Annotated in this window: 24 protein-coding genes; 22 read left to right on the top strand and 2 right to left on the bottom strand. The window is 63.8% G+C overall.

The features are described 5' to 3' along the window. Positions 1-46 precede the first annotated feature (46 nt). Positions 47-334 (bottom strand): DNA -binding domain-containing protein, encoded by a 288-nt coding sequence (locus tag HQ843_RS04385; protein WP_180899650.1) that lies wholly within the window; start codon positions 332-334, stop codon positions 47-49. Positions 335-801: 467 nt separating this feature from the next. Between HQ843_RS04385 and HQ843_RS04380 the strand changes: the two genes are divergently transcribed. The 9 genes from HQ843_RS04380 (at position 802) to HQ843_RS29965 (ending at position 7543) form a co-directional block, all read left to right on the top strand. Continuing rightward, complete coding sequence (locus HQ843_RS04380) at positions 802-1074, top strand: helix-turn-helix transcriptional regulator (RefSeq protein WP_180899651.1); 273 nt, start codon at positions 802-804, stop codon at positions 1072-1074. 1 nt (position 1075) lies between these two features. After that, a complete protein-coding gene (locus HQ843_RS04375; protein ID WP_180903417.1) occupies positions 1076-2128 on the top strand; it encodes a replication initiator protein A in 1053 nt (350 codons plus the stop codon). After that, positions 2125-2775: a ParA family partition ATPase gene (parA, locus tag HQ843_RS04370; RefSeq protein ID WP_180899652.1), complete on the top strand. Its 651-nt coding sequence runs from the start codon at positions 2125-2127 to the stop codon at positions 2773-2775. The genes HQ843_RS04375 and parA overlap by 4 nt, the downstream gene beginning before the upstream one ends. After that, on the top strand, positions 2772-3026 hold the full coding sequence (locus HQ843_RS04365; protein WP_180899653.1) for a hypothetical protein: 255 nt from the start codon (positions 2772-2774) through the stop codon (positions 3024-3026). The genes parA and HQ843_RS04365 overlap by 4 nt, the downstream gene beginning before the upstream one ends. Next, positions 3023-3541, top strand: a complete 519-nt coding sequence (locus HQ843_RS04360; protein WP_180899654.1) for a DUF2840 domain-containing protein — start codon at positions 3023-3025, stop codon at positions 3539-3541. Before HQ843_RS04365 ends, HQ843_RS04360 begins: the two co-directional genes overlap by 4 nt. Beyond that, the gene (locus HQ843_RS04355) at positions 3538-4083 is read left to right on the top strand and encodes a S26 family signal peptidase (RefSeq protein WP_180899655.1); all 546 of its coding nucleotides are present in this window, start codon (positions 3538-3540) and stop codon (positions 4081-4083) included. Before HQ843_RS04360 ends, HQ843_RS04355 begins: the two co-directional genes overlap by 4 nt. A gap of 37 nt (positions 4084-4120) precedes the next feature. Further along, positions 4121-4456, top strand: coding sequence for a DUF736 domain-containing protein (locus tag HQ843_RS04350; protein ID WP_180899656.1), 336 nt, complete (start codon positions 4121-4123; stop codon positions 4454-4456). After that, positions 4456-5175, top strand: coding sequence for a lytic transglycosylase domain-containing protein (locus HQ843_RS04345; protein ID WP_457769308.1), 720 nt, complete (start codon positions 4456-4458; stop codon positions 5173-5175). The genes HQ843_RS04350 and HQ843_RS04345 overlap by 1 nt, the downstream gene beginning before the upstream one ends. Before the next feature lie 313 nt (positions 5176-5488). Further along, positions 5489-7543 (top strand): relaxase/mobilization nuclease domain-containing protein, encoded by a 2055-nt coding sequence (locus HQ843_RS29965; RefSeq protein WP_371824613.1) that lies wholly within the window; start codon positions 5489-5491, stop codon positions 7541-7543. On the opposite strand, the gene HQ843_RS04335 is transcribed toward HQ843_RS29965, so the two are convergent. Then, a complete protein-coding gene (locus HQ843_RS04335; protein ID WP_180899657.1) occupies positions 7540-8964 on the bottom strand; it encodes an MFS transporter in 1425 nt (474 codons plus the stop codon). The genes HQ843_RS29965 and HQ843_RS04335 overlap by 4 nt on opposite strands. 69 nt (positions 8965-9033) lie before the next feature. Here HQ843_RS04335 and HQ843_RS04330 point away from each other — a divergent pair, with 69 nt between their 5' ends. The 13 genes from HQ843_RS04330 (at position 9034) to trbJ (ending at position 21230) form a co-directional block, all read left to right on the top strand. Continuing rightward, a complete protein-coding gene (locus HQ843_RS04330; protein ID WP_180899658.1) occupies positions 9034-9444 on the top strand; it encodes a helix-turn-helix domain-containing protein in 411 nt (136 codons plus the stop codon). A gap of 301 nt (positions 9445-9745) precedes the next feature. Then, on the top strand, positions 9746-11257 hold the full coding sequence (locus tag HQ843_RS04325; RefSeq protein ID WP_180903414.1) for an FAD-dependent monooxygenase: 1512 nt from the start codon (positions 9746-9748) through the stop codon (positions 11255-11257). After that, positions 11254-11754 (top strand): MarR family winged helix-turn-helix transcriptional regulator, encoded by a 501-nt coding sequence (locus tag HQ843_RS04320; protein ID WP_180899659.1) that lies wholly within the window; start codon positions 11254-11256, stop codon positions 11752-11754. The genes HQ843_RS04325 and HQ843_RS04320 overlap by 4 nt, the downstream gene beginning before the upstream one ends. Before the next feature lie 136 nt (positions 11755-11890). Next, on the top strand, positions 11891-12850 hold the full coding sequence (locus tag HQ843_RS04315) for a LysR family transcriptional regulator (RefSeq protein ID WP_180899660.1): 960 nt from the start codon (positions 11891-11893) through the stop codon (positions 12848-12850). Between the two features lie 143 nt (positions 12851-12993). Next, complete coding sequence (locus HQ843_RS04310; protein WP_180899661.1) at positions 12994-14985, top strand: conjugal transfer protein TraG; 1992 nt, start codon at positions 12994-12996, stop codon at positions 14983-14985. Positions 14986-14995: 10 nt separating this feature from the next. Beyond that, positions 14996-15472, top strand: coding sequence for a ribbon-helix-helix domain-containing protein (locus tag HQ843_RS04305; protein ID WP_180899662.1), 477 nt, complete (start codon positions 14996-14998; stop codon positions 15470-15472). Between the two features lie 12 nt (positions 15473-15484). Then, positions 15485-15724, top strand: coding sequence for a DUF4160 domain-containing protein (locus tag HQ843_RS04300; RefSeq protein WP_180899663.1), 240 nt, complete (start codon positions 15485-15487; stop codon positions 15722-15724). After that, complete coding sequence (locus HQ843_RS04295) at positions 15717-16124, top strand: DUF2442 domain-containing protein (protein WP_180899664.1); 408 nt, start codon at positions 15717-15719, stop codon at positions 16122-16124. The genes HQ843_RS04300 and HQ843_RS04295 overlap by 8 nt, the downstream gene beginning before the upstream one ends. Before the next feature lie 191 nt (positions 16125-16315). Further along, the gene (trbB, locus tag HQ843_RS04290; protein WP_180899665.1) at positions 16316-17296 is read left to right on the top strand and encodes a P-type conjugative transfer ATPase TrbB; all 981 of its coding nucleotides are present in this window, start codon (positions 16316-16318) and stop codon (positions 17294-17296) included. Beyond that, positions 17293-17625: a TrbC/VirB2 family protein gene (locus HQ843_RS04285; protein WP_180899666.1), complete on the top strand. Its 333-nt coding sequence runs from the start codon at positions 17293-17295 to the stop codon at positions 17623-17625. Before trbB ends, HQ843_RS04285 begins: the two co-directional genes overlap by 4 nt. Then, positions 17625-17906 (top strand): VirB3 family type IV secretion system protein, encoded by a 282-nt coding sequence (locus tag HQ843_RS04280; RefSeq protein WP_180899667.1) that lies wholly within the window; start codon positions 17625-17627, stop codon positions 17904-17906. The genes HQ843_RS04285 and HQ843_RS04280 overlap by 1 nt, the downstream gene beginning before the upstream one ends. A 10-nt stretch (positions 17907-17916) precedes the next feature. Further along, positions 17917-20463 carry a conjugal transfer protein TrbE gene (gene trbE, locus HQ843_RS04275; RefSeq protein WP_180902328.1) on the top strand — a complete coding sequence of 849 codons (2547 nt, stop codon included), beginning with the start codon at positions 17917-17919 and terminating at the stop codon, positions 20461-20463. Beyond that, entirely contained in the window at positions 20460-21230 is a 771-nt protein-coding gene (gene trbJ / locus HQ843_RS04270; protein ID WP_180899668.1) for a P-type conjugative transfer protein TrbJ, read from the top strand. The genes trbE and trbJ overlap by 4 nt, the downstream gene beginning before the upstream one ends. The last annotated feature ends 3 nt before the right edge of the window (positions 21231-21233 follow it).

The raw sequence follows: 21233 nt of genomic DNA, 5'->3' as shown, positions 1-21233 counted from the left end.
CACCGGCAAAAAGATCGGCAAAGCTGCTGGACGTTGCGCGACTGTGTCACGCCTTGTTGGCCGCCGCCTGTTCCAGGATCCGCTTGTAACCCTCGCGCGAAAGCCATTGCGCGCGTTCGAGATGGCTTTGCCAGCATCGGCGTGTTCTGAATTCGTCGCCGGCCGGATCGCGGTGCAACACGATCTCGGCCACTTCCTTCCAGTCAGCGTCTTCGGCCCTTGCGTCGAGCAAGCGCAGATAGGTCACGAAATGCTGCTCGTCATAGGGCGTGATGTCGTTCCCCGTTGGCGCTTCGTCCTCCACATCGGGATCGAGTTCGACGGGTGTTTGCATCGTCATTCCCCTTCTACCTGGAGGAGCCTGGCTTGCGGTGCGCCCCCGCAAATGGCCCCTCTGACCTGGTGATCGGGGAGTTAGTAACCGTGTTGGACGGCCCCATGGCCTTTAGCTCGGAAAGCCTGTTGTATACGCCACAGGCTCCCCGACCATAGGGTCAAGGAGTGTGGTGCCGTCACGGCCGACACCAACCGCCAACAGGGGTTACTACGCCCCGGAACAGCGCGTCTGCTCCGTGTTCAGTCTTAACTGACCAGCACGGAATTGTCTTCGCCTATTCGGCACGAAAGACAATGACACGCTGAATTTCCTCATCTTTTCAGTCTGATCCCTGCCCGGAGGGGGTGCCGCCAGCGCATGGGCGCAAATGCGGCACGCTACAGGCCGCCGGTCCCTCGCCATGGTTCGCCATATCCCGCCGCCGTCACCGGCAGCGCCAATAACTGACGAATCGGAGGTGATCCATGGCCAACCGCCGCAATGCGGACCTGCCGCCGCGCCTGCTACGCACACAGGAAGCCGCGCGCTTCCTCGGCATATCACTGCGCACCCTTGAGAAACACCGGACCTACGGAACCGGCCCGGTCTACCGCAAGATCGGAGGCCGTGTCCTTTACGCCCTTCGGGATCTCGAAGCCTGGACCGAGATCGGCGCCCGCAAATCCACCAGCGACGAGAACGCCGGGACGGTCTTTCCCGCACGCCCGCTGACGCCCGACGAGCGGAGCAAACTCTAGGATGTTGCGCGACGACGATCATAGCCCCGCGCAACCTGAGAACGACAGCGAGCGCAGCCGCCTCGACCCCTTCGTGGTCGCGACCGGCGATGCGAGCCCACGCGATCAGCGCGATTTGATGGAGCGGCCCTTCTTTTCGCTGGCGAAGCGGCCGCGTACCAAGCCCATTGTCTACAAAGCTGCCGATGTCGAGGTGCAAGTCTTCGCCATGCCCGAGCATGGCATGGCGACGATCTGGGATGCCGACGTGCTGATCTGGGCCGCCTCGCAGATCGTCGCGGCCGAGAACAGCGGCTTCACCACGTCGCGCTTCTTTCGTTTCATGCCCTATCAGCTCCTGCGCTCCATCGGGCGCGCGACGGGCAACCGGGATTATCTGCTGCTCAAGGCCGCGCTCGCCCGCCTGCAATCGACCGTCATCGCCACCACGATCCGCAACGGCAAACATTGGCGACGCCGGCAATTCTCCTGGATCAACGAATGGGAAGAGATGACGACGCGCAACGGTCGCGTCGAGGGCATGGAATTCGTCCTGCCCGAATGGTTCTACAACAGCGTCATCGACCGCTCGCTGGTGCTGACCATCGACCCGGCCTATTTCCGGCTGACCGGCGGCATCGAGCGCTGGCTGTATCGCGTCGCCCGCAAGCACGCCGGACGCCAGCCCGAGGGCTGGGCGTTTGAGTTTTCCCACCTCCATCAGAAATCCGGCAGCCTGGCGCGACCGTCCGATTTCGCACTTGGTCTGCGCGGCCTCACAGCCCGCCAGTCGCTGCCCAGCTATCGCCTCCAGATAGAATGGGAGGATGGGCGGGAACTGCTACGCTTTCTCCCGGAAAAACTATCCACAGTGCCTGTGGAAACCCCTGTGAATCCAATCGGGACATTAGGCGCACGCAGTATCGGGACATTAGGCGCAAATCGAGCGCCGGACTCTATAGAAGACTCTAACTTAGAATCTAACCTTGATTCTTATGCGCCGGGAAAACCCAGGCACGGTGCCGCAAATCGCGGTGTTGCGACGAGAGTGTCTTCTTCGGGGAGGCGCAGATGATCGTCGCGTTACTCAATCAGAAGGGTGGCGTTGGCAAAACCACCCTGGCGCTGCATCTCGCCGGTGAATTGGCCGGAAGGGGAAAGCGGGTCACGCTGATCGACGCGGACCCGCAAGGCTCGGCTCTGGACTGGTCGGAGCGCCGCGGCCATGAGGGCCTGCCACGCGCCTTTGGCGTCGTCGGTCTGGCCCGCGACACGCTGCACCGCGAAGCGCCGGAGCTGGCCCGCGACGCCGATCATGTCGTCATCGACGGGCCGCCGCGTGTTGCCGGCCTCATGCGCTCCGCGCTGCTTGCCGCCGACCTGGTGCTGATCCCGGTGCAGCCGTCCCCTTTCGACGGTTGGGCCTCGGCCGAGATGCTGGCGCTTCTGAACGAAGCCCGCATCTACCGGCCTGAGCTTGCCGCCCGCTTCGTCCTCAACCGGTGCGGCGCGCGCACGGTCATTGCGCGGGAGACGGCCGAGACATTGGCCGATCACGATCCGCCGGTACTCGCCGCCACCATTGGCCAGCGCGTCGTCTTCGCCGACGCCGCGCGATCCGGCCGGCTCGCCTCCGAAATCGACGCCGACAGTCCGGCCGCGCGCGAGGTCGCGGCGCTGGCCGACGAAACCGATCAGCTTCGCATCGGGAGGGGGGCATGACTGGACGCACAGGCAAACGCGGTTTCGCATCCCGGCCGGGCGATGTTGAACGCTGGATCAAGGCGGCCGAGACGCTGCCGCACGGCAACGCTGCCCGCGAAACGTTCACCGCGCGCCTGACCATCGACATTACGCCCGAGTTGCGCGGCCGCATCAAGGTTGCGGCCTTCCGGCGGGGAATCACCGTCGCCGACATGCTGCGCGATCTGCTCGCGCGCGAATTTCCATCCACCGAGGGAGCCCCGAAATGACCGGCAAGGCAGCACGCCGCATGCACGGCCGTCCGCTGCCGGACGGACCTGCGCCCTTCACCACATTGGTCGAACTGACCTTCCAGAAGCAGAAGGTCGAGCACTGGATCAGGTTCGGCCGCAAGAGCTACGAACAAATCATCGACCGCCGCCGCAGCATCGTCGGCTTCCCACCGAACAGCGTCTTTGCCTTCGTCCGCTGGGCATCCGGCGAGCATGGCACGATCATCTCGCGCATCGACATCGTGCGCGCGATCGGCCGTGGCGAGCCGTTCCAGACATTGCCCTTCGTGCGTCCCGGTGGCGACATCCTGTTGCGTCTCCATAGCTGGACGAAGGTGCAACACGCTTTGCAGGCTATAGACGCCGTGGAAGCGCTCGGCCTCGATCCGGCCGACATATCGCCGGAGTACTGGCGGCACGTCCACAACCGTCTGACCGCCGGTCTGGAGCCTCACGCCTACACGCCCGAGAGACACGCCGCCTGGATCGGCCACCAGAGGATCGACCCATGACGCGCCGCCGCATCCTCACGGTGACGGCGCTGGCTGTCATCGGCATCGTCGCCACAAGCGCTGTCGATTGGCCGACGAAATTGATCTGGAACGCCACCGCCAGCACGCCGGTCGGCTTCTACACGGTCGAGCCAGCAGACACGCTCGACGTGCCCGATCTGGTCGCCGTCATGCCGCCCGAACCGCTGGAGCGATTCATGGTCGAGCGCGGCTATGTCGGGCGCGGGGTGCCGCTCTTGAAGCGCGTCCTGGGCCTGCCCGGACAGCGCATTTGCCGCTTGCGATCTGCCATCACTGTTGATGGCGTTGAGGTGGGCCAGGCCTTGCAGCGCGACCGCATGGGCCGTGATTTGCCCGTCTGGCAGGGCTGCCGCGTCATCGGCGACGATGAAATCTTCCTCATGAATTGGGAGGTCCGCGACAGCCTCGACGGCCGTTATTTCGGACCCATCCCCGCAAGTTCCGTCATCGGCCGGGCGCTGCCGCTCTGGACCGATGAGGAAGGCGACGGCCGCTACCAATGGCGCGCGCCGACGCAATGAACCCGACCCGAAAATCCACAACCGCAGGAAGCTTTCCATGCCGCAGATCGGTCAATTCACGCGAGAAGTCACCGGCTTCACGGGCCGCATCCACACGCTGACTCTGTTCCGTGAACTCACCATCGTCCCCGCCGAGCACACTGATGCGGAGAATGCACCGGACTATCGCATCCACCATGGTGCGGACGACGGCCCGGAGATCGGCGCGGCCTGGAAGCGCACCGGCGAGAAGGCCGGCGAATTTCTTTCCGTGCTGTTGGACGATCCGGCTCTGCCACAGCCGATCCGCGCCAATCTGTTCCGTAACGACGATGCTGGCGCCTCATGGTCGCTGCATTGGAACCGTCCGAAGCCGCGCGACGAGCGCGACTGATGACAATGCGATCTCCTGGTCTCTTTCTCTTCGCGGCCTTGCTATCGCTTGGCAGCGCTGCGGAGCCGGCGGTCGCGCAAGCCTCGCCATCCGCTGAATCGATCATTGCACGTCCCTACGCTACCTTCATCGCGGAAGGCGCGCAGCGGTTCGGCATTCCGGAGCACTGGATTGCTGCCGTGCTGCGCGCCGAAAGCGCGGGCGATGTACGCGCGATCTCGTCGGCCGGGGCAAGGGGGCTGATGCAGGTGATGCCCGACACCTGGGCGGGCCTGCGTGACCGCTACAGGCTCGGTCGTGACCCCTATGACCCACGCGACAACATCCTCGCGGGCGCAGCCTATCTGCGCGAGATGTGGGATCGCTACGGCAATGTCGCGGCAATGCTGGGGGCCTATAACGCCGGACCCGACCGCTACGACGACTACCTTGCGTCCGGCCGAACATTGCCGGCCGAGACCCGGGCTTATGTCGCCGCGCTGGTGCCGGTCCTCGACGGCGCGGTTGCCTCCGACGCACCTTCGCCACCACCATCCGACTGGCGCGAAGCCCCGCTCTTCGTCACGCGCCCGACCGACAGGCGGACTGCAGCCGCGCCGCTGTCCGGGGAGCGTTCCGATGACACCCGTGCAACCGTGCCGGCGCTCGATCCCGACGATACCAAGCCGGAAACCGACGGCATTTTCGTGGCCCGCGCCAACGACGGAGGAACGCCATGAGGACTGTGTTCCCGCGCTCGGCGCGAGCCGTTCCAGTGTCCAGTCAGGCAGGTTTGCGCCTGGCTGAAATCCTGGCAAGAAGAGCGGAAAGGGCGAAAAGCAGGGAGGGCAAGATTGAAGGAACCGGCACCATATGGGGCCAGTTCTGGAAATTGTTGTTGTCTGCACACTGGTTAGGCGGCCGATTCCGGCACCATGGTTTTGAGGCGTGGAGTGCCGCGATTTCGCGCAAACCCTTGGCCTTGCGGGGTTTCATCCGGCACCATACCCGCCGATTGCCCGATTTTCCGCGATTTCGGCCGGAGGCGCATCTATGAGTGCCGACGACGAAAATCGCTTCCGGCCGAAGCCTGGCCGCATCCGCTCCGACACGCCGCGCGCGGGCAAGGCAAAGAGCTTTCTCACCCAGGCCAAGAAGATCGCCCGGCAGCAGCGCCGCACCTCGCCCCGTGTCGATTTCGGAACGGCGGCGTTCACGCCACCGCCTGCGGCTGGTCGTCATGCCGTGCTTTCGAGCGGAAAGGGCGTGAAGCGCGGGCGCGGCGCGGTCTTCGTGCGCACCCGCAATCTCGGCGGAGGCTGGCTTCACCGGCAGCCGGGCGCACGCCGGGTCATGGTCCAGCAGCGCTACATTCTCCATCCCGGAAAGAACCGCCGCGCCCAATCCCATCTGCGCTATATCCAGCGTGACGGCACCTCGCGCGACGGCGAGCGCGGTCAGCTCTATTCGGGCATCGATGATCGCGCCGATGGCGACGCCTTTCTTGAACGCGGCCAGGACGACCGTCACCAGTTCCGGTTCATCGTCTCGCCCGAAGATGGCGCGGAGCTGTCGGACCTCAGGGCCTATACTCGCGACCTCATGGGCCGGATGGAAGCCGACCTCGGCACCCAGCTCGATTGGGTCGCGGTCAACCACTACAACACCGGCCATCCCCATGTGCATGTCATGGTCCGGGGCAAGGACGATCTCGGGGAAGATCTGGTCATCAACGGCGATTACATCGCCCACGGTGTCCGCGAACGCGCCAGCGAATTGGCGACGCTGGAACTCGGTCCCATCCGAGAGATCGAGCAGACCCGCAAGCTCACCGCCGAGATAGACCAGGACCGGTTTACGCGCATCGACCGGGCGATGGTGGAAGAAGCCGATGCCCGTTTCCTCGACCTGCGCCATGAGCCTGGCGAGCCGAAACGGCAGTTCGAGCGCACACTTCGCCTTCGACGTCTCGCCAAGTTGGGGCGGATGGACCTCGCCACCGAACATGCGCCCGGCGTCTGGGAATTGAACGAACGGCTGGAACCGACCCTGCGGGAACTGAGCGAGCGCGGCGACATCATCCGCACCATGCAAAGGTCGCTCGCCGCGGATGGGCTTGAACGCGACCCCATGACCTTCCGCATCCATGACGGCGCACCCGCCACGCCCGTCACCGGCCGCGTCCTCGACAAATATCTCGCCAACGAGCTGGGAGACAATCTCACCGTGGTCGTGGATGGGATCGACGGGCGGACCCATCACATCGCCAATATCGACCCTATGCAGTTGGAGGATGCCCGGATCGGCAGCGTCATCGAAATCGGTCGCGCCGAGACGACGGCCCGACCGTCCGACCGCGCCATCTCCTCCATCGCCGAGGGCGGCATCTATCGACCGAGCCGCCATCTGGAGCAGGCGAAGTTCGAGGGCCGTGTTCCAGGCGGCGATCATGAGGGCTATGTTGATGCCCATGTCCGGCGGCTGGAGGCATTGCGCCGCGCGCGTGTGGTCGAGCGGATCGACGCCGATCAGTGGCGCATTCCCGAAGATTTCGAGAGCCGCGCCGCCGCTTATGATGCCGGTCGTAGTCGGCAGGCCAGCGTTCGCATCCTTTCCGCCTTCGATCTGGACAAGCAGATCGGCGCGGATGGCGCAACCTGGCTCGACAGGCGGCTGGTTTCGCCCGAGACATCGGATCTCGCCCCGGCCGGCTTTGGCCAGCAGGTGCGCGAGGCGATGGACCAGCGTCGCGAGCATCATGTCGAACAGGGCGACGCCACCCGGAGCCGGGATGGCCGCCTGTTCTATCGGCGCAATCTTCTCGCCACGCTGCGCGAGCGGGAACTCGCCGGCGTCGGTGCCGAGATAGCTGCCGACAAGGGGCTGCCGTTCCGGGCTGCCGCCGATGGCGAGAGCGTCAGCGGCAAGTTCACCGGAACCGTGCAGCTATCGAGTGGCAAGTTCGCGGTGGTCGAAAAGGCGCACGAGTTCACCCTCGTTCCATGGCGGCCGGTTATCGACCGTCAGCTCGACCGCGAAGTGATGGGTATCGTAAAGGGCGGTTCGGTGTCGTGGCAGCTTGGACGGCAACGCGGCTTGGGTCTCTAAGCCTCCTCTGTCGGGCCGGATGCTTCGCGTATCCGCCCGGCATGGCTGAAGATGGCCAGCCCCAGAGTGACCAACGCCAACCCCGCCGCAGCGGTGAAGGTCATCGAAAAGGCACGTGCAATATCCGCGACGGAAGCCTGCGCAGCATCCCCTGTTCCGAGGATGACGACAAACAAGGTGGACATGGCGGAGGCGCCGGTCATCAGGCCCAGGTTCCGCGAGAGGCCAAGCAGACCCGACAGGCGCCCACGCTGCTCTTTCGAGGCGTCGGCAAGTACCGCCGTGTTGTTGGCGGCAAGGAAGAGTTGAAAGGCCGGCGTCAACGTGATCAACGCGACAACATAGCCACTCACGCCGAAATATCGCGGCAGGAAGGCCAGGCACAGCAGTCCGAGCATGGTCTGCACCAGACCGATGACGATCACGCGGTTCGCGCCGAGCCGATCCGTCAGCCGCCCCGCCGGAATGCCGGAGAGCGCAGAGACCACGGGCCCGACCGCCATTGCCAGACCGATGAGCGCTTCGTTCAGCCCAAGCGCGAAGGCAAGGAAGAAGGGGCCGACAACCAGGGTGGACATCATGATCGTGCCGACAGCCAGGTTCATGACAAACCCAATGCCCGTCTTGCGGTCGCGAAGCAGAGCCATCGGCACCAGCGGTGAGGTCACGCGGTTTTCGACGATCACAAACAGGGCGATCGCGATCAGGGCGCCAGAAATCAATACGTTCGGTGGCAGGGGAATACCAGCGGTTCCCCCGCTGGTCGCGAGTGCATAGGACGCGAGCGCGATCACCAGTACAAAGGTCCCCGGAAAATCCAGTTCCCTCCACAACGCGTTTCTGGGCGCGGAATTCCTGGGGAGGGAGGCGACGGACAGGAGAAGCGTTGCACTGGCGACACCGGTGAGGAGCCAGAAGGCCATTCGCCAGTCGCCCCAGGCCAGCAGCACACCGCCCAGCGAAGGGCCGAGTGCCGTACCGACCGCAGATGTCGTCCCAAGCAGCCCCATCGCCGTGCCAAGCCGCTCTGCAGGGACGAGATCACGCGCGATCGACATAGGCAGCGCGATCAGGATCGCCCCGCCGAGCCCCTGCAACGCGCGTCCTGTGACCAGCCAGACGAGGTCCGGAGCAATCGCACACAGAACCGACGCAGTAACAAAGACAGCGAGGCCGGCAATCAGAACGCGGCGATGGCCGAGGATGTCTCCGAGCCGTCCGGCGGAGACGATAGCGATGGTCACGGACATGAGATAGGCCAACACAACCCACTGAACGTCTGACGCCGTCGCGGAGAAGCTGCGCGTCAAAGTCGGAAGCAGGACGGAAGCAATACTGATACCGAGAGACGCGGTCAGCGTTGCGGTGGCAAGGGCGATCAGGATGGGGATGGGAGTTCGGGTCTGTGCCGTGTCGGCCATGGTGTGTCCTCTTGTCATCGGCGGGAGTAGGCGATTACCTTGCCACTTCAAGCCAACTTGAGGTCAACCATGAAACTTCTCGATATAGGTGTTCTGTCGAAACGGAGCGGCGTCGCGCCGTCGACCTTGCGCTATTACGAGGAAATCGGACTGATCCAGTCGGTCGCGCGGCATGGGTTGCGGCGGCAGTTCGATACGCCGGTGGTGACGCAGCTCGCGCTGATTTCATTGGGAAAGATGGCGGGATTTTCGCTGGACGACATCAAGGGCATGTTCGCCAAAGACGGAACGCCGCAATTGCCGCGCGCTGAATTGCATCTGCGCGCAGATCTGCTCGACGAGCAGATCCGTGGCCTCACGAGGCTACGCGATGCGCTCCGACATGTGGCTGATTGTCCGGCGGAGACCCATATGGACTGCACGAAATTCAAGCGCCTGATGCAGTTTGCGTCGCGGTCCCCCGGGATCCAAAAGCGGTGAACGCCCCGGCGTCGATCCTGCTCGATACCTGATATTCGGATCGCGAGAAACATCGTGCAGTTTAGCCTCGAAGCCACCTATCGTTGCTCTCTCCACACGGATCTGTTTCGGGCTTGGCTGGTTCGTCCTCAACAAAACGGCAAGCCATCCTGGCACCTTCCGTCGTAACCATCGATGGATCCCTACGTCGTCGGCTTGAGCCATTAATTGCCTGGCGGCAAGCCATCTGCCAGCCCTTGAAAATCGAAGAGAACCGATATAATAGGGTCCTATGAATAGGAGCCTATTATAATGACCGACCATGAATAATATCCGAGGATCACAGGTCACCGTTGTCGGTGCAGGTCCTACCGGACTGATGTTGGCCTGCGAGCTTAAGCTGCTGGGCGTCAATGTCACCGTCGTCGAAAGGCGTTCCACGGGCACAGGGGAATCCCGTGCGCCGGGCATCAATGCCCGAACGATGGAAATCTTCGGACAACGCGGCCTGGCCGACCTCTTTCTCGAAAAGGGTCGCCCGCTTCCGGCTGTCCTGTTCTCAGGAATTCCTATGTTTCCGGGTGAGATTGAGGCCTGCTGGCCCGACGCGCTCATCCTGCCGCAGCATGAGACGGAGCGGATACTGACCGACCGCGCCATCGAACTCGGGGTAGCAATTGAGTGGGGGGCGGAACTGCTGCATTTCTCGCAGGACGCTGGAAATGTGAAGATGCTCGTGCAGACAAGGGATGGAATTCAGCAGTTGCATGCCGACTATCTCGTTGGCTGTGACGGCGGCCACAGCACTGTGCGGCGTCTGTGCGGAGCGACTTTCCACGGTGATGACCCGGTCTCGCACTGGGTGGTTGCCGACGTGCAGCTTGATTCACCGCCAAGCGATAAGGACTCCTTCGGGCGAAATATACGCGTCGGAACCTATCAGGTCTCCCGCATCGAACCTGACTGGTTCCGGGTCAGCCTGATGAGGATGACACCGCCGGCAGACCGTAGCGCTCCGGTCACCCTGCAGGAATTGCGTCAAACCTTGTTCGATGGTCTCGGCACCGATTACGGCTTGCGCCGGGCCCGTTGGATCTCGAGATTTGCCGACGGTTTTCGGCAAGTCGATCGGTATCGCAATGGTCGCGTCTTCCTTGCCGGCGATGCGGGGCATACGCACTCGCCGATCGGTGGCCAGGGTTTGAACCTGGGCATACAGGATGCGGTGAACCTCGGCTGGAAGCTGGCGACCGTTATCAACCATGGCGCCTCGGATACAGTGCTCGACACCTATCACGAAGAACGCCATCCCGTCGCAGAGGGCGTACTGCAAATCGCCAAGGCCCAGACAGCCCTGATAAAGCCCGGTTCCCAGATAGAGGCCTTGCGCCACATCGTTTCACAGATGTTGGCTGTCCCCGAGGTCACTCTGAACCTGGCGGGCACTCTGAGCGGGCTTTCCCTTCGCTATGCATGGGGCGACGGTCGGCACCCGCTTGTCGGGCGAAGGATGCCGAACCTCATGCTGGATACGCGTTGGGGGAAGAGGGACGTATTTTCCTTCATGCACGCGGCGCGTCCAGTGCTGTTTGGCTTCGGTGACTCCGCAGGCTTGGCCATTCCAGATCGCTGGGCTTCGCGGGTCGATGTGGTCGAAGGCTCTCCAGAGGTCGATCAGGAAGATTCGATGTGGCGGCTTCCTGTTACTGGTCGCGTTCCAGCCTTGGCGTCGGCTTTCGTTCGGCCAGACGGCTATGTCGCCTGGGTTGGATCGGCCGGCGAACCTTATTCGGTCAAAAATTTTCATGAAGCGTTTGACAGGTGGCTGGGATGACGAACGAGAAAGACACCGTTTCTGCAACGCAGGCCCGTGACCCCGAGCCTGTTGATGCGCTTGATCCCCGGCAGGCACCTTCCTTTTACATCAAGCTGCTGTCGCAGGAATTGACGCGCATTGCCGAGGCCGGGTTGCGGCCTCTCGGTCTGGGAATGGGGAGCCTGCACGTCCTGACCGCCCTCAAGACCGGGGAGGCGTCAACGCAGGCCGACCTCGTGAAACTCCTGCATGTGGAACAGCCATCGATGGCGCAGATGCTTGCCAGGCTCGAACGCGATGGGTTGATTGCAAGGTCGCCGCATCCCTCGAACGGGCGTCTCCAACTCATTGAACTCACACCTGTCGCGAAGTCGCTCCTGCCCCGTTCCAAGGAAATCCTGATGGAGGGAAACAAGCGCGCCCTGGCGGACTTTTCTGGCGAGGAGACCCAGCACCTGCTCGCGCTTCTCAAGCGCATGCACCGCAATCTGTCTGGCGGCGTCAACGAAACCTAGGTGATGGGGCGATATGTGGCAACTGGCGTCAGTCATGAAGATCGAAAAGAGAAGCGGTCCTCGTGCTCCCAACCAAGGAGGCTGGCGCGTGATAGGGGGCAGAGAGTGAATGCGAAGACGGCGGCATTCAGCACCCATGATCGACCGTCAAAGGGGAAGGGCGACCTTGCTGGGGTCGCGCATTCCTCTCGCCTCGCTGATCCAGGCGCTCGCGGTCGCCGAATATCTCAATTTCCGCCATGCTGCCAACGCGCTGGGTGTCAGCATTTCTAGCATCAGCACCCGCATGAAGGCTCTGGAGGAAGATCTTGGTGTTCTCTTGTTCGAGCGCCATGCGCGAGGGGTCCGGCTGACAGAGGCCGGTCGCCGCTTCGTCAAGCACGTCGCCGTCGGCGTGGATCAACTCGACCATGCTGTAAAGACGGCCGGCATGGCGGCATCGGGGGAATGCGGCCGCCTTCGCGTCGGCATCCACGCCCTGATTCCGGGCAGCTTCCTTGCCAAGCTGATCGGCCGGTATCGTGAAAGTCATCCTCGCCTCGACATTGAGATGACGGAAGGCACGGCCCGCGATGCGGTGATGCAGCTTCGCGCAGACCGTCTCGACCTTGTTTTCCTGGCTGGTGCGCCTGAGCTGCCCGACTGCCACTCTCGTCGAATATGGACCGAGTCGCTGGTCGTCGCGCTGCCGAAGCAGCATCGGCTGGCTCGTCGCGCTGCCGTCACGTGGTCCGACCTTTCAGGAGAAACGTTCCTGGCCAGGCATGGCGGCACCGGCCCACAAGCGCATGACCATATCGTTCTGCGTCTCACCGGGCGCTGGCCGGCTCCCTCGATCATTCGGTTCGATGTTGGGCACAGCACGCTGCTTTCGATGGTCGGGCAGGGTTTTGGTATCACCATCGTCGGGGATGCCACGTCGCTCCTGCCGAATTCCGATATCGTCTTCCTCCCGATTTCCGACGAGCCTGAGCCAATCCCTTTCTCAGCGGTTTGGTCGCCGCATAATCGAAGCACAACCCTTCGTAACCTTCTTGCACTCGCTGGAGCGATGGGTCGCCATTGCGAGTCGTCTCAGCCGGTCCGACAGCGGTAACGAGGGAGGTGCCAGCGAAAGGGCAACCGTCCTATTTGCCGCCGATAGTATCCAGCAGCCCTCCAGCATCCTATTTCCTGTTGCCTGTCGTGCAATTGCCCGTTCTCTGATCGGCTCCATCTCTTTTGCCGACTGGAGCCCGTATGCGCGGAGGCCGAATCCTTTGGGGTCAGATCGCTGTCGTCTTTACCATCGTTCTGGTGATGACGTGGGCGGCGACGCAATGGGTAGCGTTCCGCCTCGGCTTCCAGTTCCAGCTTGGAAGTCCATGGTTCGAGCTGGCTGGCTGGCCGATTTATTATCCGCCGGCCTTCTTCTGGTGGTGGTTTTGCTTTGACGCCTATGCGCCGGCAATCTTCGTCGAGGGCGCGGTCATCGCCGCGTCGGGTGGCTTCATCGCCATCGCCGGCGCCATCGTCATGTCCATCATCCGGGCGCGCGAGGCGAGGAATGTGGCGACCTACGGCTCCGCACGTTGGGCAGAAGACCGCGAAATCCGCACCGCTGGCCTTCTCGGTCCCGATGGTGTTGTGCTCGGCCAATATGACCACGACTATCTGCGCCATGATGGACCGGAGCATGTTTTGTGTTTCGCGCCGACACGCTCCGGCAAAGGCGTCGGCCTCGTGGTGCCGACGCTGCTGACCTGGCCGGGAAGCTGTATCGTCCATGACATCAAGGGAGAGAACTGGACGCTGACAGCGGGCTTCCGCGCAAAGCATGGCCGCGTCCTGCTGTTCGATCCAACCAACGTCAAATCCTCCGCCTACAACCCACTTCTGGAAGTGCGGCAGGGCGAATGGGAAGTTCGCGACGTGCAGAACATCGCCGATATTCTGGTCGATCCCGAAGGCAGCCTCGACAAGCGAAATCATTGGGAAAAGACCAGCCATGCCTTGCTGGTCGGCGCGATCCTGCACGTCCTTTATGCCGAGCCCGACAAGACGCTGGCCGGCGTGGCAAATTTCTTGTCCGATCCAAAGCGGCCGATCGAGGTTACGTTGCGCGCGATGATGGACACGCCGCATCTGGGCGAGGCCAGCGTTCACCCCGTTGTCGCCTCCGCCGCGCGCGAGCTGTTAAACAAGGCAGACAACGAACGATCGGGGGTGCTCAGCACGGCCATGTCGTTCCTGGGCCTCTACCGCGATCCCGTCGTTGCCAAGGTAACGCGACGCTGCGACTGGCGCATTGCCGATCTGGTCGGAAGCAACGAGCCGGTCAGCCTCTACCTCGTCGTACCGCCGTCCGACATCAACCGGACGAAACCGCTGATCCGACTCATCCTCAACCAGATCGGCAGACGGTTGACCGAGGACCTGAACACCTCCGGCAAGCGCCATCGTCTGCTGCTTATGCTGGACGAGTTTCCGGCGCTCGGCCGGCTGGATTTCTTCGGGTCAGCCTTGGCCTTCATGGCTGGCTACGGTCTCAAGAGTTTCCTGATCGCGCAGTCGCTCAATCAGATCGAACGGGCCTACGGCCAGAACAATTCGATCCTCGACAATTGCCATGTGCGGGTAAGCTTCGCGACCAATGACGAACGCACGGCCAAGCGCGTGTCCGATGCGCTCGGCACCGCGACGGAACTGCGTGACTCCACCAACTATGCTGGCCATCGCCTCGCACCGTGGCTGGGGCATCTCATGGTCTCGCGGCAGGAGACAGCGCGCCCGCTGCTAACGCCCGGCGAGATCATGCAGCTTCCGCCCACCAACGAAATCGTCATGGTCGCAGGTGCGCCGCCGATCCGCGCCACTAAGGCCAGGTATTTCGAGGATGCCCGGTTTCAGGAACGTATCCTGACGCCGCCCGATCTGGCCACCGTGCCGACTACCGCCCCCACACCGGCATCCGATGACTGGACAAGTCGGGTGATCGCGGCGGCAGGTCATTCCGAGAGGAACACCGACAACGGGACCGAGGGAGATCCGGCCAATGCCGGCATCCGCCGCGAACCGGAATTGCCCGAGCATGAGGACATCGTCCCCCCATCACCATCGCCCGCCCGCGAGTTCGATATCCTCGACGACGAGCCGGACGTAGATGCCGCAAAGGCGCGTGCCCTTCGTCAGCGTGTTCGGGTTGTGGCGCGGCAGGCATCGATGAACCCCGATGACGGTATTGAGCTTTGAGGAACTACTGATGGCCACACGAACCCGCATGAATGTCTACTTCGACCCGGAACTGCTCAAGCAGGTCGAAATGCTGGCGCTGCGCCGCAACGTCTCGAAATCCGCCATCGTGGAGGCGTCCGTCGCCTCCTTCCTGTCGGGCGACGCGGCGGACCGGCTGGAGGCGGCCATGTCGCGACGCCTCGACAGGCTCGGGCGCCAGATCGACGGGCTCGACGAGGATCTCGCAGTGCTCGGTGAGACACTCTCGCTGTTCATCCGCTTCTGGCTGACCGTCACGCCGCCAACCTCGGACACCGCACAATCGTCCGCCCGTGCCAAAGGCGTCGAGCGCTTCGAGGGCTTCATGCAGTCCCTTGGCAGACGCCTCGCCACAGGAGACAGGTTCCTCAAGGAACTGTCGCGCGACATACCGGCTCCATCCATGCCGGATGAACCGGCCGGCGAAATGGCTGCCGATGATTCCTTGAAAAACCCATCACGATAGGTTATTTACTCAATGGTCACGATTCACCGCGCGCACGGGCTACGTATCGTCATTTTCACCGATGACCATGAGCCTGCCCATGTGCATGTGTTCGGCGATGGTCACGCCAAGATCAACCTGACCGGCCCCGACGGCGGGCCGGAGCTGGTCTGGGCGGAGGACATGAAGCGGAACGAGCTGCGCCGCGCGATGCGGATCGTGAACGAGGAACGCGATGCCTTCCTGGCGCGATGGAGAGAGATACATGGCTGACCTGACCGATGCCGCAATCGACGCCGCCCTTGAACGGGGACGTGCCGCGCACGCCAGTGAGCCACGGGCCGCCGCCGCGCGCTATGACCGCGCCTCCGGACGGGTGATCGTCGATCTCGATAACGGCTGCACCTTCGCCTTCCCGCCGCGTCTGGCGCAGGGGCTTGAGGGTGCGTCCGACGACCAACTCGCCGCCGTCGAAATCCTCGGCCGGGGCTACGGTCTGCATTGGGAGGAACTGGACGTCGATCTGTCGTTGCCGGGGCTGATGGCCGGCATCTTCGGCACCAGGGCCTGGGTGGCCCGTCGCGCCGGACAGTCCACCTCGGCGGCCAAGGCCGCCGCCGCGCGCGCCAATGGGGCGAAGGGCGGCCGCCCGCGTAAATCCGCGAATCAATAAGCTGGCGCCGAGCATTGATTTCACACCGGTTCCTTCGGACCAAGCAATGCGAACCCATCCTATTTGCCGCCGATCACCGCCGATGGCCGCACGCGCGTAAATATCTGTTGAACCAGCCAAAAATCAGGTTCTTTTAATCGACCCCGATGCGGGGACCGTCTGTTGCGCGCCCCGCCGGAAGCGGGGCCGAGATGACTGCCACACACCACAAACCGGAAGCGATCGCCCGCGGCGCGCGCATGCTGCGCACGGCGCTCGGGTCCGCCATTGCCCGGTTTCTCGAAGACCCCGCCGTCATCGAGGTCATGCTGAACCCGGACGGCCGCATCTGGCTGGATCGGCTGTCCGAAGGTCTGGCCGACACGGGCGAGACCATGTCGTCTGCCGATGGCGAACGCATCATCCGGCTTGTCGCCCATCATGTCGGCGTAGAGGTGCATACGCGATCTCCGCGCGTCTCGGCCGAACTGCCCGAGACCGGCGAGCGGTTCGAGGGCCTCTTGCCGCCGGTGGTTGCCGCGCCCACCTTTGCCATCCGCAAACCCGCCGTCGCCGTGTTCACGCTCGACGATTACGTCGCCGCCGGCATCATGACGACCGATCAGGCGGAAACGCTTAGCGCGGCCGTTCAGTCGCGCGCCAACATCCTTGTCGCCGGCGGCACGTCCACCGGCAAGACCACGCTGACCAACGCACTGCTCGCCGAGGTCGCGAAGACCGACGATCGTGTCGTCATCATCGAGGATACGCGCGAGCTGCAATGCGCCGCGTCCAATCTGGTGGCGATGCGCACCAAGGATGGCGTGGCGACGCTTTCCGATCTGGTTCGTTCGTCGTTGCGCCTGCGCCCCGACCGCATTCCCATCGGGGAGGTGCGCGGCTCCGAAGCCCTCGACCTTCTTAAAGCATGGGGCACGGGGCATCCCGGCGGCATCGGCACCATCCATGCCGGTTCCGGTATCGGCGCGCTGCGCCGGCTCGAGCAGCTCATCCAGGAAGCCGTCGTCACGGTCCCGCGGGCGCTGATCGCGGAAACCATCGACCTCGTGGCCGTGCTTTCCGGGCGTGGCTCTGCGCGCCGACTGGCGGAACTTGCCCGCGTCGAGGGGCTCGGGCCGGACGGCGATTACCGCATCACCCCAGCCATCCCGAACACAGGAGACCCCACATGATCCACCACGCATTTCGCATCCGCCGTCGCATCGCCTCGGCCGCCGCCTTCGCCACGATCAGCCTGCTCATGGCGCCCGCAGCGCATGCGTCCGGCTCGTCGATGCCCTGGGAGGCGCCGCTGCAATCCATCCTCGAATCCATCGAGGGGCCGGTCGCCAAGATCATTGCCGTTATCATCATCATCGTCACCGGCCTGACGCTCGCCTTCGGCGATACGGGCGGAGGTTTCCGCAAGCTGATCCAGATCGTCTTCGGCCTCAGCATCGCCTTCGCGGCGTCGAGCTTCTTCCTGTCATTCTTCTCGTTTGGCGGCGGGGCGCTGGTCTGATGGCGGCCGGCTTCGAACAACTCGACTCGGTGCCGGGATTCTCCATTCCGGTCCACCGCGCGCTGACCGAGCATATCCTGCTCGGCGGCGCCCCGAGAAGCATCGCCATCATGAATGGCACGCTTGCCGGAGCCCTGGGCCTCGGACTGCGCCTTTGGCTGGTCGGCCTTGGCATCTGGGCAGTCGGCCACTTCCTGGCGGTCTGGGCGGCGAAGCGCGATCCGCTCTTTGTGGAAGTCGGTCGCCGGCATCTGCGTATTCCGGCCTTTCTGACGGTGTGAGGGCGTGGCCATGATGAACCTTGCCGAATACCGCCGCACCGCCGCACAACTCGCCGACTATCTGCCCTGGGCCGCGCTGGTCGGCCAGGGCGTCGTTCTCAACAAGGACGGGAGTTTCCAGAGGACGGCGAAGTTTCGGGGGCCGGATCTGGATTCCGCCGTCGCGGCCGAACTGGTCGCGGTCGCCGGGCGGATAAACAACGCGTTCCGCCGTCTCGGCTCCGGCTGGAGCGTCTTCGTCGAAGCGCAGCGCAGCGAGGCCGCAACCTATCCCGACGACACCTTCCCCGACGCCGCATCCGCGCTCGTCGATGCCGAGCGCAAGGCCGGGTTCGAGGAAGCCGGCACGCATTTCGTATCGGGCTATTTTCTGAGCATCCTTTATCTGCCGCCGGCCGAGGACGCGGCCCGCGCCGAAACCTGGCTCTACGAGGGCCGGGAGCAATCGGGCGTCAATCCATGGGAACTGCTGCGCGGCTTCATCGACCGCACCGACCGCGTGCTGGCGCTGCTCGACGGCTTCATGCCCGAATGCCGCTGGTTGGATGACAGCGCGACGCTGACCTATCTCCATTCCACCATCTCGACCAACCGGCATCGCGTGCGCGTGCCCGAGGTGCCGATGCACCTCGACGCGCTCTTGGCCGACCAGCCGCTGACCGGTGGGTTGGAGCCGCGCCTCGGCGGTGCGCATCTGCGTGTTCTCACAATCACCGGCTTTCCCTCCGCGACGACGCCCGGTCTCCTGGACGAGATGAATCGCCTGCCGTTCCCATATCGCTGGTCGACGCGCGCCATCCTCATGGACAAGACCCACGCGACGCGGCTGCTGACCCGGATCAGGCGGCAATGGTTCGCCAAGCGCAAGAGCATCGCCGCGATCCTCAAGGAGGTGATGACCAACGAACAATCCGCACTCGTGGACACCGACGCGGCGAACAAGGCCACCGACGCCGACATGGCCCTGCAGGAACTTGGGCAAGACATGGCGGGCATGGCCTATGTCACCGCCACGATCACGGTCTGGGATGCCGATCCGCGCATTGCGGACGAGAAATTGCGGCTGGTCGAGAAGATCGTCCAGGGCCGCGACTTCACCGCCATGCCGGAAGCCGTCAATGCCGTCGATGCCTGGCTCGGCTCGCTCCCCGGACACGCTTACGCCAATGTCCGCCAGCCGCCGGTCTCGACGCTCAACCTTGCCCACATGATCCCCCTGAGTGCCGTGTGGGCGGGGCCGGAACGGGACGAGCATTTCGATGCGCCCCCCTTGCTCTACGGCAAGACCGAAGGCTCGACCCCGTTCCGGTTTTCCCTTCACGTTGGCGATGTCGGGCACACGCTCGTCGTCGGCCCGACAGGCGCCGGCAAGTCCGTGCTGCTCGCGCTCATGGCGCTGCAGTTCCGGCGTTATGCCGGCGCCCAGGTTTTCGCCTTCGACTTCGGCGGATCGATCCGCGCCGCCGCGCTCGCCATGGGCGGCGACTGGCATGATCTCGGCGGCGGACTGACGGAGGGAGACGAGGTTTCGGTTTCGCTCCAGCCACTCGCCCGCATCCACAACACCTACGAGCGCGCCTGGACCGCCGACTGGATCACTGCCATCCTGATGCGCGAAGGCATCGCGATCACGCCCGAGGTGAAGGAACACCTCTGGACGGCGTTGACATCGCTCGCCTCCGCGCCGGTCGAGGAACGCACGATCACCGGCCTGAGCGTGCTGCTCCAGTCGAATGACCTGAAACAGGCATTGCGTCCGTTCTGCGTCGGCGGCGCCTATGGCCGGCTGCTCGACGCCGAGACGGAACATCTCGGCTCGGCCGATGTGCAGGCATTCGAGATCGAGGGGCTTGTCGGGACCGGCGCGGCTCCGGCGGTGCTGGCTTATCTGTTCCATCGCATTGGCGACCGGCTCGACGGGCGGCCGACGCTGCTCATCATCGACGAGGGCTGGCTGGCGCTGGACGATGAAGGTTTCGCCAACCAACTTCGCGAATGGCTGAAGACGCTCAGGAAGAAGAACGCCAGCGTCATCTTCGCCACGCAGAGCCTGTCGGACATCGACGGCAGCAATATCGCGCCGGCCATCATCGAAAGCTGCCCGACGCGGCTGCTTCTGCCGAACGAACGGGCCATCGAACCGCAGATCACGGCCATCTATCGGCGTTTCGGTCTCAATGACCGGCAGATCGAAATCCTCGCGCGGGCGACGCCCAAGCGCGACTATTACTGTCAGTCGCGGCGCGGCAACCGGCTATTCGAGCTGGGCCTCAGCGAGGTCGGCCTCGCGCTCTGCGCTGCATCCGCCAAATCCGATCAGACCCGCATAGCCGAACTCTTCGCCGAACACGGGCGTGACGGCTTCCTCGCTGCCTGGCTGCGCCAGCGCGGCGTCGATTGGGCGGCCGACCTGATCCCGAACCTCACCAATCTCGCGCTCAAGGCACCCGGAGGGGAGGTCACATCGTCTCCCGATGCACGGCCAGAGACCGAACCGGACGATTCCATTCCGACCAGAACGGACCCCAGCCCGAATGAAGAGGAGATCCTTCCATGACACATTTTGCCGTACCCCGCATCGCCGGTGCATCCATAATCGCGCTGGCGCTCGCCATGCCCGTAGCCATTTCGCCCATGCTGACAAGTCCGGCCCATGCGCAATGGATCGTCTACGATCCGTCCAACTACGCGCAGAACGTGCTCACGGCAGCGCGCACGCTCGAACAGATCAATAACCAGATCACCTCGCTCCAGAACGAGGCGACGATGCTCATCAATCAGGCCCGCAATCTGGCGAGCCTGCCATATTCCTCGCTCCAGCAACTCCAGCAGAACGTCCAGCGCACCCAGCAGCTTCTTGGGCAGGCGCAGAACATCGCCTTCGACGTGCAGAACATCGATCAGGCGTTCCAGCAGAAATACGGCAATATCTCACTGTCCGCGACCGACACGCAGCTCGTCGACGACGCCCGCTCCCGCTGGGAGAATACGGTCGGCGGCCTGCAGGACGCCATGCGCGTTCAGGCAGGCGTCGTCGGCAATATCGACGCCAACCGCACGGAAATGTCGATGCTGGTTGGGCAAAGCCAGGGCGCGACGGGCGCATTGCAGGCCACCCAGGCCGGCAACCAGCTTCTTGCCCTGCAATCGCAGCAGCTTTCCGACCTCGTGGCGCTGATGTCGGCCAACGGACGGTCGGAAGCCTTGATCGAGGCCGAGCGCGCGACGGTCGCCGAACAGGGGCGCATCCAGCGCGAGCGTTTCCTGACGCCGGGCGCGGGCTATCAGCCCGGCAACGCGCAGATGTTCAACGGCAACAACTGAGGC

Source organism: Martelella sp. NC20, from assembly GCF_013459645.1.
Taxonomy (GTDB): domain Bacteria; phylum Pseudomonadota; class Alphaproteobacteria; order Rhizobiales; family Rhizobiaceae; genus Martelella.
The sequence above is the reverse complement of the archived record's forward strand: the minus strand, read 5'-3'. Positions and strand labels throughout refer to the sequence as shown.

Excerpts from the sequence above, each read along its gene's own strand:
- HQ843_RS04295 (WP_180899664.1), top strand. The coding sequence starts at position 15,717 with ATGGCTGACCTGACCGATGCCGCAATCGACGCCGCCCTTGAACGGGGA.
- parA (WP_180899652.1), top strand. The coding sequence starts at position 2,125 with ATGATCGTCGCGTTACTCAATCAGAAGGGTGGCGTTGGCAAAACCACC.
- HQ843_RS04350 (WP_180899656.1), top strand. The coding sequence starts at position 4,121 with ATGCCGCAGATCGGTCAATTCACGCGAGAAGTCACCGGCTTCACGGGC.
- HQ843_RS04345 (WP_457769308.1), top strand. The coding sequence starts at position 4,456 with ATGACAATGCGATCTCCTGGTCTCTTTCTCTTCGCGGCCTTGCTATCG.
- HQ843_RS04360 (WP_180899654.1), top strand. The coding sequence starts at position 3,023 with ATGACCGGCAAGGCAGCACGCCGCATGCACGGCCGTCCGCTGCCGGAC.
- HQ843_RS04320 (WP_180899659.1), top strand. The coding sequence starts at position 11,254 with ATGACGAACGAGAAAGACACCGTTTCTGCAACGCAGGCCCGTGACCCC.
- HQ843_RS04375 (WP_180903417.1), top strand. The coding sequence starts at position 1,076 with ATGTTGCGCGACGACGATCATAGCCCCGCGCAACCTGAGAACGACAGC.
- HQ843_RS29965 (WP_371824613.1), top strand. The coding sequence starts at position 5,489 with ATGAGTGCCGACGACGAAAATCGCTTCCGGCCGAAGCCTGGCCGCATC.
- HQ843_RS04325 (WP_180903414.1), top strand. The coding sequence starts at position 9,746 with ATGAATAATATCCGAGGATCACAGGTCACCGTTGTCGGTGCAGGTCCT.
- HQ843_RS04380 (WP_180899651.1), top strand. The coding sequence starts at position 802 with ATGGCCAACCGCCGCAATGCGGACCTGCCGCCGCGCCTGCTACGCACA.
- HQ843_RS04300 (WP_180899663.1), top strand. The coding sequence starts at position 15,485 with ATGGTCACGATTCACCGCGCGCACGGGCTACGTATCGTCATTTTCACC.
- HQ843_RS04305 (WP_180899662.1), top strand. The coding sequence starts at position 14,996 with ATGGCCACACGAACCCGCATGAATGTCTACTTCGACCCGGAACTGCTC.
- trbE (WP_180902328.1), top strand. The coding sequence starts at position 17,917 with ATGATGAACCTTGCCGAATACCGCCGCACCGCCGCACAACTCGCCGAC.
- HQ843_RS04365 (WP_180899653.1), top strand. The coding sequence starts at position 2,772 with ATGACTGGACGCACAGGCAAACGCGGTTTCGCATCCCGGCCGGGCGAT.
- HQ843_RS04285 (WP_180899666.1), top strand. The coding sequence starts at position 17,293 with ATGATCCACCACGCATTTCGCATCCGCCGTCGCATCGCCTCGGCCGCC.
- HQ843_RS04355 (WP_180899655.1), top strand. The coding sequence starts at position 3,538 with ATGACGCGCCGCCGCATCCTCACGGTGACGGCGCTGGCTGTCATCGGC.
- HQ843_RS04280 (WP_180899667.1), top strand. The coding sequence starts at position 17,625 with ATGGCGGCCGGCTTCGAACAACTCGACTCGGTGCCGGGATTCTCCATT.
- trbJ (WP_180899668.1), top strand. The coding sequence starts at position 20,460 with ATGACACATTTTGCCGTACCCCGCATCGCCGGTGCATCCATAATCGCG.
- HQ843_RS04385 (WP_180899650.1), bottom strand. The coding sequence starts at position 334 with ATGCAAACACCCGTCGAACTCGATCCCGATGTGGAGGACGAAGCGCCA.
- HQ843_RS04310 (WP_180899661.1), top strand. The coding sequence starts at position 12,994 with ATGCGCGGAGGCCGAATCCTTTGGGGTCAGATCGCTGTCGTCTTTACC.
- HQ843_RS04315 (WP_180899660.1), top strand. The coding sequence starts at position 11,891 with ATGATCGACCGTCAAAGGGGAAGGGCGACCTTGCTGGGGTCGCGCATT.
- HQ843_RS04330 (WP_180899658.1), top strand. The coding sequence starts at position 9,034 with ATGAAACTTCTCGATATAGGTGTTCTGTCGAAACGGAGCGGCGTCGCG.
- trbB (WP_180899665.1), top strand. The coding sequence starts at position 16,316 with ATGACTGCCACACACCACAAACCGGAAGCGATCGCCCGCGGCGCGCGC.
- HQ843_RS04335 (WP_180899657.1), bottom strand. The coding sequence starts at position 8,964 with ATGGCCGACACGGCACAGACCCGAACTCCCATCCCCATCCTGATCGCC.